The sequence below is a fragment of the Paenalcaligenes hermetiae genome (genome assembly GCF_039543645.1).
Lineage (GTDB): Bacteria > Pseudomonadota > Gammaproteobacteria > Burkholderiales > Burkholderiaceae_B > Paenalcaligenes > Paenalcaligenes hermetiae.
The window spans coordinates 68,907-87,187 of record NZ_BAABKD010000001.1 but is presented as its reverse complement, the minus strand read 5'-3'; the positions used below and the strand labels follow the sequence as shown (position 1 = coordinate 87,187).

Annotated in this window: 12 protein-coding genes; 8 read left to right on the top strand and 4 right to left on the bottom strand. The window is 46.7% G+C overall.

Translation table 11 applies throughout. From position 1 onward, the window contains the following. Window positions 1-7 precede the first annotated feature (7 nt). On the bottom strand, window positions 8-967 hold the full coding sequence (locus ABD980_RS00425) for a DUF932 domain-containing protein (protein WP_345368807.1): 960 nt from the start codon (window positions 965-967) through the stop codon (window positions 8-10). 19 nt (window positions 968-986) lie between these two features. Continuing rightward, window positions 987-1,337, bottom strand: a complete 351-nt coding sequence (locus tag ABD980_RS00420; RefSeq protein WP_345368805.1) for a hypothetical protein — start codon at window positions 1,335-1,337, stop codon at window positions 987-989. A gap of 262 nt (window positions 1,338-1,599) precedes the next feature. Here ABD980_RS00420 and ABD980_RS00415 point away from each other — a divergent pair, with 262 nt between their 5' ends. Next, window positions 1,600-2,598 (top strand): AAA family ATPase, encoded by a 999-nt coding sequence (locus ABD980_RS00415; protein ID WP_345368803.1) that lies wholly within the window; start codon window positions 1,600-1,602, stop codon window positions 2,596-2,598. Between the two features lie 22 nt (window positions 2,599-2,620). Continuing rightward, on the top strand, window positions 2,621-5,131 hold the full coding sequence (locus ABD980_RS00410) for a S8 family peptidase (protein ID WP_345369129.1): 2,511 nt from the start codon (window positions 2,621-2,623) through the stop codon (window positions 5,129-5,131). Window positions 5,132-5,142: 11 nt separating this feature from the next. Here the strand turns inward: ABD980_RS00410 and ABD980_RS00405 are convergent, their stop codons facing one another. Next, window positions 5,143-6,399 (bottom strand): tyrosine-type recombinase/integrase, encoded by a 1,257-nt coding sequence (locus ABD980_RS00405; protein WP_345368801.1) that lies wholly within the window; start codon window positions 6,397-6,399, stop codon window positions 5,143-5,145. Between the two features lie 381 nt (window positions 6,400-6,780). Between ABD980_RS00405 and ABD980_RS00400 the strand changes: the two genes are divergently transcribed. The 5 genes from ABD980_RS00400 to ABD980_RS00380 are packed head-to-tail and all read left to right on the top strand — an operon-like array spanning window position 6,781 to window position 15,902. Beyond that, window positions 6,781-8,226 (top strand): efflux transporter outer membrane subunit, encoded by a 1,446-nt coding sequence (locus ABD980_RS00400; RefSeq protein ID WP_300647450.1) that lies wholly within the window; start codon window positions 6,781-6,783, stop codon window positions 8,224-8,226. 11 nt (window positions 8,227-8,237) lie between these two features. Continuing rightward, window positions 8,238-9,305 carry an HlyD family secretion protein gene (locus ABD980_RS00395; protein WP_345368798.1) on the top strand — a complete coding sequence of 356 codons (1,068 nt, stop codon included), beginning with the start codon at window positions 8,238-8,240 and terminating at the stop codon, window positions 9,303-9,305. After that, entirely contained in the window at window positions 9,302-12,049 is a 2,748-nt protein-coding gene (gene rbbA / locus ABD980_RS00390) for a ribosome-associated ATPase/putative transporter RbbA (RefSeq protein ID WP_345368796.1), read from the top strand. The genes ABD980_RS00395 and rbbA overlap by 4 nt, the downstream gene beginning before the upstream one ends. A gap of 19 nt (window positions 12,050-12,068) precedes the next feature. After that, window positions 12,069-13,199 (top strand): ABC transporter permease, encoded by a 1,131-nt coding sequence (locus ABD980_RS00385; RefSeq protein WP_287812503.1) that lies wholly within the window; start codon window positions 12,069-12,071, stop codon window positions 13,197-13,199. A 27-nt stretch (window positions 13,200-13,226) separates the two neighbouring features. Then, on the top strand, window positions 13,227-15,902 hold the full coding sequence (locus ABD980_RS00380; protein WP_300647453.1) for a DUF3141 domain-containing protein: 2,676 nt from the start codon (window positions 13,227-13,229) through the stop codon (window positions 15,900-15,902). A gap of 90 nt (window positions 15,903-15,992) precedes the next feature. On the opposite strand, the gene ABD980_RS00375 is transcribed toward ABD980_RS00380, so the two are convergent. Continuing rightward, window positions 15,993-17,039, bottom strand: a complete 1,047-nt coding sequence (locus ABD980_RS00375; RefSeq protein ID WP_345368790.1) for a metal-dependent hydrolase — start codon at window positions 17,037-17,039, stop codon at window positions 15,993-15,995. Between the two features lie 191 nt (window positions 17,040-17,230). On the opposite strand from ABD980_RS00375, the gene trhO reads away from it, so the two are divergent. After that, window positions 17,231-18,274, top strand: coding sequence for an oxygen-dependent tRNA uridine(34) hydroxylase TrhO (gene trhO / locus ABD980_RS00370; protein ID WP_345368788.1), 1,044 nt, complete (start codon window positions 17,231-17,233; stop codon window positions 18,272-18,274). Window positions 18,275-18,281: the final 7 nt, after the last annotated feature.

Sequence of the window (18,281 nt, the reverse complement as noted above, 5' to 3'; positions counted from 1 at the left end):
AGGGTACTTAGGCCAGTAAGGCTAAGGACTGGTTCAGAGCTTTTTGTTTGAGGGTAGCCCCTTGTCCAAACCACGCTGAATCTAAACGGTGGTCTTGGCTATGGGCTCGGCGCTCATGGTCTATAAACTCGGTAATGGAGTTTAATAGCCCTAGCGCTGTTCCTTTGGCGGTATTGAGTTCTGCTCCACGACCATGTCCCTCATACAACGCCAATGCTTTCTTCATGGGTTGAGTGGCAAGAGGGGTAGCGTTGCCTTGGCTTTGTGTGGAGAACAACGTGAGGAAAAAGTCTTCGGCTTCTTTGTGACTGACTTTGCGTTCACTGAGGTGTTTCATGCGGTACATGAAGGCATCCCATGAGGTGACTGAAATACCTAGCTCGTCTTTGACGGCTTGTGGATTAAATTGCGTGCTGTGAGGAACACGTACTACTCCTTGCCCCTTGTCTAAAGCAATACTTAACGTGTTATGGCAAACCACACGTACCGAGGTGAATTGGGCTGTAGTGGCTAGGGTGCCATCACAAGCTGTTGCTAACAATACATAGCCTTCCACTAAATCATTGCCTCGCAGCAAAGTGGATTGTCCGGTTTTGGCTAAAGCCCAGACTTTACGGCCGCCTTTGAGTACGCCTGCGGTGTGTAATTGAAAGCCAGACATTTCAGTTAGATCTCTGTAGAACTCAAGGATCTCACGAGGCTGTACCACTTGATAGCGCTGGCTCACCACAGAGAGGGGTTCTTGGGTATCAGAACGAAATAACACCTTACGTTCAGGGTAAGTCAGAAGGGCGCTTTTTTCATGGTTTCCATCACTCATAAAACGAACAGGGGTTTCTTTAATCTCCCAGTCCATACCTGCCTCTTGAGCCCACACTTCAATGGGTTGGTTTTCAGTGAGTTGCTTCCCTAGACCATGCCAAGGAGTTGCGCCAGTAAAGGCCATGCTTTCAACACAGTGAGCCATGAGTTATCTCCTTAGATAGTTACTGATTAGAACTAGCCACATAGCTAAAGCTGTAGCCACAATCAAGGCACTCGTAATTATCAAAAACGGTTTGATCAAGGGCATCACCAAACGCTGCACCCGCGGCACAGCCCGCTACGCCACCCACTAAACCACCTATCACCGCACTGAGAACAGTTTGAGGGGAAGGGGTTTTGTCTGAGAAGTTTTGAACAGCAAACGCAGCCCCTGTAGCCGCTCCGGTAGCCGCACTACTGATCGTTGAGCCAAAGCCAGCCACAGCACCAATGCTTGCGCCAATTTTACGACCTGTATGTTTAGCCAGTATTCGCTTAGAGAGGCAACGTGGACATTCATGAACAAATGACATAAGGATCTCCTTAGAAAACAAAAAAGGCAGAGCCAATGCTCTGCCGGATTCACTAAGGTGATATAGGTATGAAAAAAACTGGGTTAAAAAAATAGCTGGGGCGTTAGTCTTGGCTGTTAGTAGAGCTGATGAGTTAAGTTGTGCAGAGGTGGCTTGTCCAAGAATTACTACAAAAATAACGTTAATAAGGGTCTTTTTCTTCTTTTTTAGGGGAAGTAATGCTTCTAGGCTATAATTTTATTTCTACATGGAGGTGAGTCTAATGGCCAATGCAAGTCAACTTAAAGCGCTATTCCAGTCGCATCTGGAGGGGGATGATGCACGCTTTTACTCCGTGGCTATGCAGGTTGCCGCTACTGAGGCTAAGCAAGGTCATGGTCGACTGGCTGAGGATTTACGTGATTTGCTTGATCAAGCGAAGGCTCGACGTGCAATTACGCCAAAGAAAAAAGTTCTGTCTATCAGTGAGCCGCGTGGCGAGCTAGCTAACTTATTAACTGTTAGTTATCCAAAGTCTAGACTCGTAGATATGGTGTTAAGCACCGAGCTTGAACTGCAGCTTAAGCGTATTATTCTTGAGCAACGTCATGCCGCAGAGATTTTATCCCATGGTTTACAGCCTCGGCGAAAACTATTATTGGTTGGGCCGCCTGGCACTGGAAAGACTATGACAGCCTCAGTTTTGGCTTGTGAGTTGGGGTTGCCTTTGCTTGAGGTGCGTTTAGATGGACTGATCACGAAGTTTATGGGGGAGACAGCAGCCAAACTTCGTCAGATTTTTGAATCTATACAACATACTAGAGGGGTTTATTTCTTTGATGAGTTTGACGCGATTGGATCACAGAGAGGGTTAGCTAATGATGTTGGTGAGGTTAGGCGTATTCTTAATAGCTTTTTGCAAATGATTGAGCAAGATAATTCTCATAGCTTAATTATTGGAGCTACTAATCACCCTGAGATTTTGGATACTGCTCTTTTTCGTCGCTTTGATGATTTACTGCATTATGAGTTACCTGACGAAGAAAGTATCGCTAATGCATTAAAAGGGCGGCTATCACATATGGCAGTTAAGAATATTTCATGGAGGCGTTTGGCAAAAAAAGCTTCTGGGCTTAGTTATGCTGAGTTAACTAGGGCTTCAGACGAGGTATTAAAAACAGCGTTAATGGAGAGCAGAGACTTAGTTCGAGAGAAAGATATCAGTCTTGCGATAGAAGAGCGACGAAGACTTGCAGTGCGCTTGAGTTATAAAAATAATTAAATAAGGAGGAGTCGTGACGGAGATGAGTCAAGAAAAACGTCTGCATTTTATTTTATCTAATACAGGCATTGCAGAAGAGTTCGCTATGCCCTCTAGAGCTATAGGGGAGAATGTTCAGGCGTTTACTCCTAATCGAAAAAGTCATGGTGCTCATTTATTAAAGCAGGTACAGCAGTTAAAAGAAACGCTTTCAGAAAGCGCTCAACAACAGAAAGAAGCTGGGGTTGAGGAGGGGTTGGGGTTGCAGATTGAGTTTGAAAGTTTTGCAGAGGTAAGTCTTGTTGTCGAGTCCTTAGATAAAGAGAGGTCAGGTATCGAGTTGCGAAATGTTCGCTTTGATGATGAAGGGAAGACTTTTGCTACTGTTTTTGTACCAGATGGAAAGCTTGATATCTTTGAAAAACAGATTAACTCTTATTTGGATAGTAGTAAGGATAGTAAAAAAGGCCCTAAATATAGCAACTTATTGAATACGATAAAAGATATACGAGCTGCTACTGTAAAAGCCTTATGGACTGATGTGCCGGACTTGATGCCAGCATTAGATGATGAGGAAATTTGGTGGGAAGTATGGTTGCCTAGAAAGAGTGATGGCCACGATATAGTTAAAAGGTTTCGTGAGACAGCAGAAAGATTAGGCTTTAAGGTAGTTAAGGGTGAGTTAAGGTTTCCTGAGCGAGTTGTGTTACAGATGTATGGCTCTTTAAGTCAGATGAAGAGCTCGACCTTAATACTTAATAGTATTGCGGAACTACGTAGAGCAAAGGAAACGGCTGAGTTTTTTGACTCGATTGTGCCTAGTGAACAACATGGATGGGTAGAAGAGTTAAGTTCCCGCTTAAAAGTTACTCTGGAAGAGGATGATGTCCCTTATGTTTGTTTACTTGATACAGGTGTTAACAATGGTCATCCACTTTTGAAGTCGTTGCTAGCGCCTAATGACTTACACACAGTAGAGCCGAGCTGGGGGGTTAATGATCAAAATGGGCATGGCACTAGCATGGCTGGGGTTGCGTTATTTGGTGATCTAAGCGCAGCATTAGAAACAGATGAGTCTATTGTAATAGGGCATCGCTTAGAGTCTGTTAAGCTTCTTCCGACTGTAGGATCGAATGGTAATGATGCTGTACATCATGGTTATTTAACGCTAGAGGCAGTATCAAGGCCTAGAATTACAGCACCTAATCGTAAGCGCTTATTTAGCATGGCTGTAACTGCTAGGGATAATCGTGACCGAGGTCGGCCTTCAGCATGGTCAGCAAGTATAGACCGATTAGTGTTTGGTGGTGAGTTGGATTTCCCCCAAAGTCTATTCATTATTTCTGCTGGGAATATAGAAGATCAAAATGCTTGGTTAGACTATCCTGCAAGCAATGAAACAGATAGCATTCATGATCCAGCTCAGGCTTGGAATGCTTTGACGGTAGGCGCTATGACAGATTTAGTGGCGATTACAGAGTCGGATGCTGAGAGGTATCATCCTATTGCGCCAGAGGGTGGGTTAAGTCCATTTAGCACAACCTCTCAAACTTGGGTTTCACATTGGCCTTTAAAGCCAGATGTTGTATTTGAGGGTGGAAATGCAGCTAAAGATAGCTTTGGTGCAGTATGGTTACCCTCTCTTAGTTTATTAACTACTAACTCTGAGATTAATGAACGCCTTTTTGTAACGGTGAATGCAACTAGCGCGGCCACATCAGCCGCTGCTCGAATGGCAGCGCAGATAATGGCTCGTTATCCTCAGCTTTGGCCAGAAACAGTTCGTGGTTTGATAGTTCATTCTGCTGAATGGACTCCGACGATGAAAGCAGAGTTTTTAAGTGATAGAGGACAACCAAGTAAAGCGAGTGTTACTCGGTTAATACGTCATTGTGGATTTGGTGTGCCCAGCCTTGAGCGGGCCCTATGGAGTTTGAGTAACTCATTGACTTTGATATGTGAAGACTCTTTGTATCCTTTTAAACGTGAAGGCAGTAATAAACCAACGTATAATGAGATGAATCTTCATGCTTTACCTTGGCCTCACGAGGAGTTGCTGTCTTTGGGCTCAGCTGAGGTAGAAATGAGAGTCACTCTTTCTTATTTCATTGAGCCTAATCCGTCAGCTCGTGGTGTTACCTCACGTTATCGTTACGAGTCACATGGATTGAGGTTTGATGTGAAACGCCCTGTGGAAAGTGAAAAATCTTTTCGCTCTCGGATTAATAAAAAAGCACGAGACAACGAAGAGTATTTTTCTAGTAGAGATAGTGATAGTGCTTGGCTGGTCGGTCCTTCGGGAAGGCATAGAGGGTCAATACATTCTGATGTTTGGAAAGGAACTGCTGCTGATTTAGCTAGTAGAGGTGCAATTGCTATTTATCCATCATCAGGCTGGTGGAAAAGTAGACCTAAGCTTGAGCGATATGATCAGTCGGTTCGTTACTCATTGATTGTCTCAATTAAAGTCCCTGAAGTCGATGTTGATTTATACACACCAATTGAAAATCAAATCTCTATACCAGTACCAGCACAAGTAGCTATAAATATCTAATAAGAAAGCTTTCATTTATTTTCCAAGTTAGATAAAAAGCTCACTTTCTGATCGATATGAGTATTTTTATCAGGGGCTGGAATACCGCACACAAAATCAGACCAAGACTGCATCATAGGTCGCCGTTTCTCTAGAAGGTCAGTTCGATGGTAAGCCGCTTCTACTTGATTCTGGACGGTATGGGCTAATGCACGCTCAGCTAGATCTCTTGCATAGCCATTTTCGCTACACCAGTCTCTAAAGCTAGATCTAAAACCATGAGCAGTAGCAACACGACCTTCAGTTGTGCTTGGCGCATTCACTTTACGTAGAAAACTGGTTAGAGCCATATCGGAAAGTTCTTTTTGTCCTCTTGGTGAGGGGAAGATGAGTGTTTCATGTAACCCTAGTTGGTTGTGTAAGATTTCTAGGGCTCTATCACTTAAAGGAACTCGGTGTGCGCTTTTCATTTTCATGCGTTCCGCAGGGATGCTCCATATTTTCTTTTCCCAATCTATTTCAGACCACTGTGCGCCTCTTGCCTCGCCGGAACGACAGGCCGTTAGGATTAGGAACTCTAAAATAGATCGAGTTACGTTACTTTTGTCATTTACTGTTAGATGCTTTTGAACGAACTTGGGGATTTCCTGCCAAGCCATAGCAGGATGATGTTCGGTTCGAATGACTTTCCCTGTTTGTTTAGGCAAGAGGTGTTCGACAACATCGACGGGGTTGGAGTTACAAAAGCCATGAGCCCAACCCCACGCCATAACCGCATGAATGCGCCTTTTGGTACGCTGGGCTGTTTCTTGCTTGTCTAGCCAAATTGGTCTTAACGCATCTGCTATGTGGCGTGGCTCAATAGAGTCTAAAGTGAGAGAGCCTATATAGGGGAATATGTATTGCTCTAAAGTGTTAATCCACTGCTGACCATGTTTAATGTTTTTCCAAGAGGGAAGTAGCTCTGCATGAAGCATACCAGCGGCAGCTTCAAATGTTGGTATTTTTTGTAGCTCTTGTGTTTTGGCTTTTTCTTCTAAGGGGTCGAACCCTTGCTCTATTTGCCCTCGCATACTGAGTGCGATTTTAGTTACGTCCGCTATGCTAACCGTAGGATATGAGCCTAACCCTGCATTACGCCTCTTTTTGGTGACGGGGCTTACATAACGTAGAACCCACTTACCTTGACCTTTGGTTTTGCTTGGATGCAATGCTAGGCCTATTACCCCACCGTGGGGAATAGCTTTGTCAGAAGGCTTTATGTTGCGTGCTTGAGTGTCTTTGATCATGGCTGCTTCGTAGAATGGTTGCTTCAGTATGCCATCTAGTATGCCATTTTTATTTGTTTTATGTTGTAATTCATTGGATGCTGTTGGATGGATCTTAGGTTAACTTGTTGTTTTTAAAAGATATTTTTGACTGATCTGGTCTTGGTTGGACGTTTGCTTGGCAGCCTCTCTGTCCGCCAAGACATTTAAAAGCCGCGTTGATTTAATATCAATGCGGCTTTTTTATTTGTGCTTTATCGCTTTTAAGAATTAAGAATTGTTAAACTAAGATAAAACGATTTCTTTAAAAGGGTGCAATTGACTTAAATCATCAATTACTTAACAATTATTGGGTAATATAAAGTCAGCCGTATTGTTTTGCCATTAAAAAGGAATCACATTGTGAAATTATTAGCTCCGCGTATATGGATACTTTCAGCGGCAACTTTAGCTTTGGCCGCATGTGTGGCACCTGTGCCGCAGCCTGAAAATATGGAAGTAGGTATTCCAGATCAGCTTCCTGTTCTTGGTACAAGCAATACGGACGCCCCACAATTAAATCCATCCGATCATTGGCAACAGTTTTTTACTGATCCTCAATTAAAACAATTAATTCAACAAGCGCTTGATTTTAATAGTGACTTAAAAGCCGCTACAGCTCGGGTGGCCGAAGCGCGTGCTATTTATGGTATTCAGTCCTCTGAACGTTTACCTCATATTGGGGCGCAGGGCGATGGCCAGCGTGGGCGGGTGCCAGCGGATTTGTCGATCACGCAGCAGGCGGTGACCAGTGGTCAATATCAGGTGGGCTTAGGTGTTAGCGCTTTTGAGCTGGATTTTTGGGGGCGAGTCAGCAGTTTAAGCGCGGCCGCATTGGCTCAGTATTTGGCGACAGAGCAAGCACGTCAAGCCTTCGAAATAAGCCTTATCGCCATGACAGCCGATGCTTATTTACAGGCTTTGGAGCTAACCCAGCGGGTTGAGCTCGCCAAAAAAACCGTAGATAGCCGAACGGAATCTCAGCGCATTATGGCGCAGCGGGTACGCGTGGGCAGTTCTTCTGATTTAGAACTGCGGGCGGTGGACTCTTTACTATTAACCGCGCGTAGCGAGCTGGCTAACTTAGAGCGAGAAAAAGCGCAGAACGCTGCATTAATTCAGCAGCTAACCGGCTACAGTGGGCCACTGGGTGAAAGCAGCACCTTGGCGCAGCAACAGCTTGAGCGCGCGATTACGCCCGATTTACCTTCTACGGTATTGTTACAGCGGCCAGATATTCGTGCGGCAGAACAGCAGCTATTGGCGGCACGTGCTAATGTGGACGCGGCACGCGCTGCTTTTTTCCCTCGGATTACCTTAACAGGCTTTGCGGGCACAGCCAGCTCTGCTTTAGATGGTTTATTCCGCGGGGGCAGTGGCGCTTGGACTTTTATGCCCCAGATTTCTTTGCCTATTTTTGATGGTGGGGCGCGTGAATCAAATCTAGCGCTTGCCGAAGCACGCAAACATATAGCGGTTGCAAATTACGAATCAACCATACGTACCGCCTTTAGAGAGGTTGCAGACGGCTTAGCCGCGCATCATTGGCTGGCTCAACAAGAAAAAGAACAAGCGAATTTAGTACGTTCAGAACAAGATCGAGCGCGCTTGGCCATGATTCGGTACGAGCAAGGGTCTGCGCCCTATCTCGAGGTCCTTGATGCGCAGCGTTCGCAGTTTGCGGCAGAGCAAATGCTGCTGCAGTTACAAAGGGCTCGTTTAAGTAATACCGTGGCGCTTTATCGCGCATTGGGCGGGGGTGTGACACCACCTTCCGAAAATCATCAATCAACTTCTGCAGCTAACTAAAGGAAAATACTGTGAGTGCATCCAAAAAAAGAACCATCTATGGGGTGGCCTTAGTCGTGGTGGTGGCTGCGATCGCCTATTTCTTATGGCAACAAATGCGTCCTCAGCATGATGAGGATTTTGCCTACAGTAATGGTCGTATCGAAGCCACAGAAGTCGATGTTTCAGCGAAAGCCGCTGGTCGTATTCGTGAAATCTTAGTAAATGAGGGTGATTTTGTTGAGGCCGATCAGCTTGTGGCACGCATGGATATGGAATCACTCCAAGCGCGCTTATCCCAAGCTGAAGCCGAATTAGCGCGAGCCCATAGTGCAAAAGACACGGCCTTGGCTTTGGTGGCTCAACGTGAAGCCGACTTAGCTATGTCTAAAGCAACGCTAGTTCAACGTAATACGGAACTCGATCTAGCGCAAAAAACGCATCAGCGCTCGCAAGAGCTAGTCAAACAGCGTGCGACGTCTGTACAACAGGCGGATAATGATCGGGCGCAATATCGGAATGCGCAGGCGATGGTAGCGGTGGCAGAAGCCCAGGTCGCGGCGGTACAAGCCGGCATTCAGGCAGCCAAATCACAGGTAGCACAAGCCGATGCCAGTATTTTGGCTGCAGAAGCAGTGATCGCTAATCTGAAAAGTGAGCTCAAGGACGGGGATTTGCGCGCACCACGCGCAGGGCGAGTCCAGTATCGAGTGGCTCAGCCTGGCGAGGTAGTGGGCAATGGCGGCAAGATCTTAAGCCTTGTGGATGTGGGTGATGTCTATATGACGGTGTTTTTGCCAGAGGCTCAGGCTGGTCGTGTCGCCATGGGTGCCGAGGCACGAGTCATCATTGATGCCATTCCTCAGTATGTGATTCCAGCCGAGGTATCTTATGTGTCTAGCGTGGCGCAATTTACTCCGAAAATGGTGGAAACCCAAGATGAGCGTCAAAAGCTGACTTTCCGCGTCAAGGTGCGTATTGATCCTGCGTTATTAGAAAAGCATATGGAGCAAGTCAAAACAGGTGTGCCTGGGGTGGCTTATATCCGTCTTGATGCAAATCGTGAATGGCCAGAGCATTTGCAGGTTAAATTGCCATGAGTGAAGTAGATACGGTAACGGCAAGCACCACGGAACCCGTGGTGCAGTTTGTGGATGTCACCCATCGTTATGGTGAGGTTTTGGCGGCTAATAACCTTAGCCTAACGATCCCCGCTGGTAAAACAGTGGGGTTTATCGGGCCGGATGGGGTGGGTAAGTCCACTTGGCTAGGGTTAATCGCCGGTGCGCGTCAAATCCAGCAGGGGCAGGTCAGAGTGCTAGGCGGTGATATGACCGAGGCTAAGCACCGCAATCAGGTTTGTATGCGCATTGCTTATATGCCACAAGGGCTTGGTAAAAATCTTTATCCCACATTATCGGTGTTTGAAAACATCGATTTTTTTGGTCGTTTGTTTGGCCAGGATAAGGCTGAGCGCAAAGCCCGCATTAAGGATTTACTCGCCAGTACGGGTATGTCGGCGTTTGCGGATAGACCGGCACAAAAGTTATCGGGTGGGATGAAGCAAAAGCTGGGGTTGTGTTGTGCGCTTATTCATGACCCCGATTTACTTATTTTAGACGAGCCCACCACAGGGGTAGACCCTTTGGCACGGCGTCAGTTTTGGGAGCTGATTGAGCGTATTCGTCAGCGTCGGCCTCATATGTCCGTATTAGTGGCAACGGCTTATATGGACGAGGCGCAAGGCTTTGACTGGTTGGTGGCGGTGGATGATGGTCAGGTATTGGCCACAGGAACGCCCCAAGAGCTTTTATCCCGAACGGGTAAACCCAATTTAGAGGCTGCGTTTTTAGCCTTGTTACCACCTGAAAAGCGTCAAGATCACCAAGAGCTTGTTATTCCACCACTGGTTGATAGCGATGAAATCGTCATTGAGTCCCACGGCTTAACCAAAAAGTTTGGTGATTTTGTGGCGGTCAATGATGTGAATCTGCGTGTAAAACGTGGTGAGATTTTTGGTTTTTTAGGCTCGAATGGGTGTGGTAAGTCCACCACGATGAAAATGCTAACGGGGTTGCTGCCACCTTCCGAAGGTACTGCGACGTTATTAGGGCAGCCTATTGATGCCAATGATCTGGCGACACGACAGCGTGTAGGCTACATGTCGCAGAGCTTTTCTTTATATGCTGAGCTAACTGTGCGTCAAAACCTGATGTTGCATGCACGGCTTTTTCATTTGCCCAAAGCACAACGCGAGCCGCGCGTACAGGAATTAGCGCAGCGTTTTGAGTTAACTGCCGTAATGGATGCGCTGCCAGATGGGTTGCCATTAGGGATTCGCCAGCGTTTGCAGTTAGCGGTTGCGGTATTACATAAACCCGATGTATTGATTTTGGATGAACCCACCTCGGGGGTGGACCCGGTGGCCCGCGATAAATTTTGGCAATTGATGATTGATTTATCGCGCAATGATGGCGTGACGATTTTTATTTCTACGCACTTCATGAATGAGGCGGAGCGTTGCGATCGCATGTCCATGATGCATGCGGGGGAAATTCTTGATTCTGACACGCCGGCGGCATTGATTAAAAAGCGAGGGGCGGCAAATCTAGAAGATGCGTTTGTAGGTTATTTGATTGAAGCCATGGGCGACGAGGCCAAAACAGAGGATACTGACTTTGTTGCTCCTAAAGAGGCCAACCATCAACTTAAACACCCCTGGTTTAGTCTTCAGCGTTTATTAAGCTACAGCATACGTGAAGCCATGGAGCTACGGCGTGATCCCATTCGCCTTTTTATGGCGATGGTAGGGAGCATGGTGTTGATGCTCGTGATGGGGTATGGCATCAATATGGACGTAGAAAATCTTAAATATGCGGTTTTGGATTATGACCAAACCACCGCGAGCCAAAACTATCGGATGCAGCTTGAAGGCTCACGTTATTTTGATCAGCGCGCGCCATTAACTGGTCCGGCTGATATTGACCGGCGGATGCGTTCTGGCGAGCTGGCCTTGGCGGTGGAAATTCCGCCTGGTTTTGGTCGCGACTTAGACAAAGGTAAAGCCCCTGAGATTGGGATGTGGATTGACGGGGCGATGCCTTTGCGTGCAGAAACCATCAAAAGCTATACCCAGGCCTTACATAATGACACGGTGTCGGATTGGGTGTTAGCCAAAACAGGACAACGTCCTCAGCTACCCAGTCATGGCGAGGTTCGTTTCCGTTATAACCCAGAGCTGCGCAGCTTGGTCGCTATGGTACCCGCTGTGATTCCGATGCTATTGGTATTTATTCCCTCAATGCTGATGGCGCTTGGTGTTGTTCGCGAAAAAGAGCTCGGCTCAATTATGAATTTATATACCACACCGGTAACAAAGTTAGAGTTTTTATTAGGTAAACAGCTGCCCTATGTGGTGCTGGCTCTCATCAGCTTTGTATTGCTGTTTTTGTTGGCATTAACGGTATTTAAGGTCCCGTTCACTGGTAGTTTTATGACTTTGGTGCTGGCTACGGTGTTGTATGTGGTAGCGACCACGGGCATTGGGCTGCTGGCATCGACACTAACGAATAGCCAAGTGGCGGCGTTGGCTGGTACAGCTATTGGTACGCTTATACCGGCCATTCAGTTTGCGGGTATGGTGGATCCGGTGTCTTCGCTTCAAGGGTTTGGGGCGTTTATAGGCGAAATCTACCCCACCTCGCATTATTTAACCATTAGCCGAGGCACCTTTTCTAAGGCCTTAGGGTTTGCGGATTTACGCTATTCTTTCTATCCGCTGCTTATTGCAATTCCTGTACTGACACTGCTGTCAGTATTACTTTTGAAAAAACAAGCCAAATAAGGGGGGGCATATGCAATCGATGAAACGGCGTATTGCCACCATTTATAACCTTGGTATTAAAGAGTTCTATAGCTTAGCCCGTGATGTGGCATTAATGTTGTTGATCATCTTAATGTTCAGTGGGGTGATTTATTCAAACTCTAAGGCAAAGCCGGACTCTTTAAATAAAGCGGCAATTGCCGTGGTTGATGAGGATCAGTCCACCTTATCAGCACGTTTAATTGATGCATTGCATGAGCCTTATTTTTTGCCACCTCGTCTGATTAGTCGAGCGGAAATTGATAAGGGTATGGATGCGGGCTTAGATACTTTTGTGTTGAACATTCCGCCGAACTTTGAGCGTGATGTCATGGCAGGTAAAAACCCCGCGTTACAGCTGAACGTTGATGCAACGCGTCAAAGCCAAGCTTTGGTCGGATCGTCCTATATTCAGAGTATTTTAGGCGCTGAAGTATTACTGTTTGTAAATCCTTCCACACAAGGCAAATTAGACTCCCCTATACAGTTAGTGCAACGGGTGTTGTTTAACCCCAACCTCTATTCCTCTTGGTTTGGGGGCATTACGGGCATGATTAACAACATCACATTGCTCTCTATTATCTTGACTGGGGCGGCATTAATTCGGGAAAGAGAGCATGGCACGATTGAACATTTACTTGTCATGCCTGTGACGCCTTTAGAAATTATGCTGTCAAAAGTGTGGTCAATGGGTATAGTAGTATTGTGCGCTGCACTATTTGCGTTGCACGTGATGATTAAAGGCGTTATTGGCGTCCAAGTGGCAGGTTCTACATGGTTATTTGCTTTAGGCACCATTGTGTATTTATTTGCCACTACTTCCATTGGTATTTATATGGGGACACTCGCGCGTACGATGCCGCAGTTTGGGCTGATGGCGATTCTTTTATTGTTGCCTTTGCAGATTTTATCGGGGGCGATTACACCACGTGAAAGCATGCCGGATGCAGTGCAATGGATAATGTCGGGTACACCGACGCTGCATTTTGTTTCCTACGCGCAAGCCGTTTTATTGCGTGGGGCCGATATCACCATGGTATGGCCGCAGTTTCTAATGATGTCTTTAATTGGTGTGGTGTTCTTTGCTTTAGCACACCGTCGCTTACGTCAGACCATGGGCTCTATGGGTTAAACAACTTGCAACAACTGGAGCAATGTTATGTTTAGCGATTTGGGCCGACAGGCTATGGAGTATCTACGGGATGCCCAGCAGCGTTCTGTTTTGTATTTAGATGTGATGCGCCAAAGCGGCGATCAATATGTAGAGCATGCAAGTCAGGGCAAACCACCGGTATTGGTGTTTGAACATGAGTTGATCGTTGATGGGCGTCAGTTACCGGATCCTGTGAATTACGCTTTATTGCGTATTGTGCCGCCAGAGGATATGCCCACGAATCCTGATGCACGTCCTTTTGTGATTATTGATCCGCGAGCAGGACATGGTCCGGGTGTGGCTGGTTCTAAAGTCCACTCCGAGGTTGGTGTAGCGCTAGCTGCAGGACATCCGTGTTATTTTGTGACTTTTGGGCCGGACCCTGAACCAAACCAAAGTATTTACTGCATCATGAAAGCAGAAAAATATTTTTTGGAGGTGGTGGCACAACGTCATGATCCGCAGCGAGTGGGGCGTCCCTTTGTGATTGGTAATTGCCAAGGGGGCTGGGCATTAATGATGTTGGCGAGTGCGGATCCTAAACTGGTTGGTCCGATTATGCTTGCCGGCGCGCCTTTGGCTTATTGGTCGGGTAAGGCGGGGCAGAACCCGATGCGCTACAGTGGTGGTATGTTGGGCGGATCCTGGGCAAGTTCGTTGGCTAGTGATATTGGCGGGGGGATTTTTGACGGGGTATATCTAGTCGAAAACTTTGAGCGCTTAGATCCGGCGAATACCTTTTGGAAAAAACCGTATCATTTGTATGCCAATATTGATACTGAGGTCGAGCGTTACTTAGGGTTTGATCGGTGGTGGGCGGGGCATTTTATGATGACACGCCAAGAAATGGATTGGATTGTACAAAATCTTTTTATTGGCAACCGGTTAGCTCGTGCAGAACTCCCAGACCCATTATCAAACGGCAATATTAATTTGCGTAATATCCGCAGTCCTATTGTGGTGTTTGCTTCACAGGCTGATAATATCACTCCACCACCGCAGGCATTAAATTGGATTGCTGATGTTTATGCTAGCGATGAAGATTTAAAAGCACATGAGCAGGTAATTATTTATTGTCTACATGAAACCACTGGGCATTTAGGGATTTTTGTGTCCTCGGGGGTAGCCAATCGGGAACACGAGGCATTAGTAGGCGCTTTAGATTTAATTGAATTGCTGCCACCCGGGCTTTACGAGGCACGTATTCAGGACCTGCATCCAGATACGCCGCATCAAGAATGGGTTAAAGGGCGTCATGTGGTGACTTTTGAGCCCAGAAGTATTGCTGATTTACAGGCCCTAGATGATGGGCGCGAAGAGGAGGCACACTTTGAGGTGGTGAATCGTGTCTCGCAAATCAATCAGCACCTTTATGATCTTACGCTTTCGCCGATCGTGCGTAGTTTAACGAATCCTTGGATAGCGCAGGCTTCGCGTGCTTTACACCCTCAGCGATTCGGCCGCTATATGTGGTCGAGCTTAAACCCTGTTGCCTTGTCGTTTAAAGCCGCTGCAGAGCAGGTAAGAAAACAGCGCACACCTGTTGCAGCAGACAATGTGTTTTTGGCGATGGAAAGGGTAATGAGTGATGGCATTGCGCGTAGCTGGGATGTCTGGAGAGATATACGCGATCAAAGTGTGGAGGCTATTTTTCATGGCGTGTATGGCTCACCGTGGTTGCGCGCTTTGGTTGGGTTAGATAAGCCTCAAATTGATCGTCGTGGCATTTTAAACAGTGATACGGCTTTACATGAGGAATTACACGAGCTGCGATTACAGCTAACAAAAGCACAGGTGCAAGAGGGAGATGCGGCAGACGCATTTGCCCGCATCCTCATTTATATGGCAGGTGAGGAAACTTTTGTGGATGAGCGAGCTTTTAATTTATTAGAAAGCTTAGCTAAAGATCATATTCAAGGCTATAAGTTGCCTGATTTAGCCAGTATCAAACAAAAACTGCGTAAGCAGTGGCGTATTATGCAAATGCATCCCCAAGATGCTATTGCGGCTTTGCCTCTTTTAGTTCCCAATGAGCGTCAACGCCAGGTAATCTGGGATGCGGTAGCGGAAATCAGCCAGCTCAAAGATGTATTGAATCTTTCTGCTGAAAGCCAAGCTCGTTTTGCTGATATTGCTTGCGCATTAGAGCTTTGCAGTCATTGGGAGCCACCGGTAGAGGTCGCTACAAAAATTGCTGCCGAGCAAGCTCAGCGTGAAGCCGAGCAGCGGGCACAAGCGCAGGCTGAGCAGCAAGCACTACTGGATGCGGCCAAAGCCGAAGCCATGGCACTGATGGAAAAACAGGCCTCTGCTGAAATAGAAAAAGCTTTGCTCCAGGCACAGGAGCAGGCAAAGCAGGCTATGGCAGATGCTGAGCAAGCCAAAGCATATGCTCATGAGCTTAAAGCACAGTTGGACGAGGCTTTGCAGGCCAAACCTAAAACTGAAAATCAGGCCAAAGCGGTGCCTACGGTAGAAACCAAGGTCTCTGTGGAGCCTACAGCGAAAAAAGCGGCAAAAAAGGCGGCAAAAAAAACCACAGCACGTAAAGCAACGAAAAAAAGTACGGCAGTGAAAACGGTGAAAAAAACATTACCGGACACACCACAAACGCGTTTAGCTTTGGAAGAGGAACTGCCTAAACCAAGTGCGGCCTGGCCTACAGATAAAAAAACGTCGTAAATGCTTTATAAACACCTAGCTTTTATGCTAGGTGTTTTTCTGTGCGTAGCGATATGCGAGCGGATCTGTGCTTGCTGGAAATAGACTCTTTTAAAGAGCCCCCATCTTGGCGTTGTCTACCCATCGCTGTAGGGGAAGTGGAGGCTGCTGTCGGTAAATTCGCGTTAATAAGGGTTTAATTAGCCCCCAATCGAGTTTTTCCGGCCAGCGATAGGGCAACACATTTTCCCACTGTCCTGTCAGCGTTTGCTCGGCGACGACAAAACGAAAATGTTGCAGTCCTATTGCTGCACCCAGACGTACATCGGTCATGATGAGCAAGTCTTCGTGTACATCAAAGCGTACCCAGTCTCCGGTAAACCAGCGTAAGCGGTCTATGGATGCCGAAGGGGGAACCGCTTGTAGTACATAGTGATTATGGTCTAAGCAAATGGATTCACTAGGTTGAGTATCTAGTAAGCTGATGATTTTTTCACAGTGCTGTTCATCATTGCGGACGATGACACGCCAAAGCAGGCTGTTAAAAGGGGTGGTCGTACTGTAGTAATCAGAAAAGGCCACACCTTGTTGGCGAAATTGATCCAAAGCTCGATACTGTGCTAGGTGTTTGGCGCCAAAGGCCCACGCTAAATACGCAGTACTTAATAACAACCCCCACCGTAACCATTTTAATGTCCGCGGCTTGATGCCAGCGATCAAGGCAGCAAAAGCCCCAAAAGTCAGAGGCAGGGTATAAATGGGATCAATAATAAAAATACTTGCCCACGAAGCTGGTGTCGGCGTTAGCGGCCACCAAAGTTGGGTTCCAAAACTAGTAAATGCATCTAATAGTGGATGGGTTATCAGCGTTAGCCAAACACATAAAAATACCCACCCTACACCATAAAGCTGCCGTCGGCGTAATACACGCCATAACAGAGCGAGCAGCACACTGAAGGCCGTCAGCACAAATAAAGAATGCGAAAACCCCCGATGATAGGTCATTGAGCTAATTGGATCGGCATAGCGCATAAACACATCGAGGTCGGGCAGGGTAGCAAGTATGGCACCAGCAATTACCGCTTTACGCCCATAATGACGCCCAAGCATAGCACCACTGATGCTTGCTCCAAGTACGGCTTGAGTAAGAGAGTCCATGATACATCCAAGAAAAAACAGCAAAAAAGCAACACGCGTTTATTTCAGCTCCCGTCTTTTTGGCTGAAGGTTTGCGTTCTCGCAAAGGTTTTTTGCTTAAATCTAGGTATTTTTAAGTGTGAAGGGGTAAGATATAACGTTTAATTCTGTCTTTTGCTTATTTTTAGCATTTCATTATCCAAAAAGTAACCATGGCTAAATATCTTGTTGCCGCCCTCTACCATTTTGTAGAGCTGGACGATTATGAATCCTTACAACAACCTCTCATTGATTTTTGCGAACAACGCGACATTATTGGGACGCTGTTACTAGCGCGTGAGGGCATCAATGGCACGATTGCAGGTCCAGAGCAGGGTGTGCGCGAGGTGTTGGATTACTTGCGTTCCGATTCACGTATGGCAAAGCTTGAGCATAAAGAAGCATGGGCGGATGTCATGCCTTTTTATCGCTTGAAAATTAAGCTCAAAAAAGAAATCGTAACCCTAGGCGTCCCTGACTTAAAAACGGCTGAAATGGTAGGGCAATATGTTCCTCCGCAAGAGTGGAATGACTTAATTAGCCAACCTGATGTCGTCTTGATTGATACGCGTAATGATTACGAAGTGGGGATTGGTACTTTTAAAAATGCGATCAACCCGAAAACAGACAGCTTTTCTCAGTTCCCTGAGTGGGTAGAGCAGCAGCGTAAGCCAGGCGGGGTGTTGCATGGTAAGCCACGCGTAGCGATGTTCTGCACAGGGGGGATTCGTTGTGAAAAATCCACCGCCTTTATGCGTTCCCAAGGCTTTGACGAAGTCTACCATTTGCAAGGGGGGATTCTCAAATACTTAGAGGAAATCCCTGAAAATCAAAGTATGTGGGTAGGGGAATGCTTTGTATTTGATGAGCGCGTTTCCGTCGGACATGGACTGAAGCGTGGTGATTATGTGTTTTGTCGTGCTTGCCGTATGCCAGTGAGTGCGGCAGAGCGTGAGATGCCGCAATACGAAGAGGGCGTAAGCTGTCCTTATTGCCATGGCACCTTAGATGCAGAAAAAGTAGCACGTTTACGTGAGCGCCAAAAACAAATGCAGCTAGCCAAAGAGCGTCGTCAGCGTCATGTAGGTGCTCCCATGGAAGTACTAAAAGAACAAAAGCGTCGCCGTTTAGCCGAGCTTGCTGAGCGCTCGCGTTTAGCGCAGGAAAAAGCCGAACGGGAACAAGCAGCACAAAAAGACCAACCCATGGCTTGCTAAAAAACCT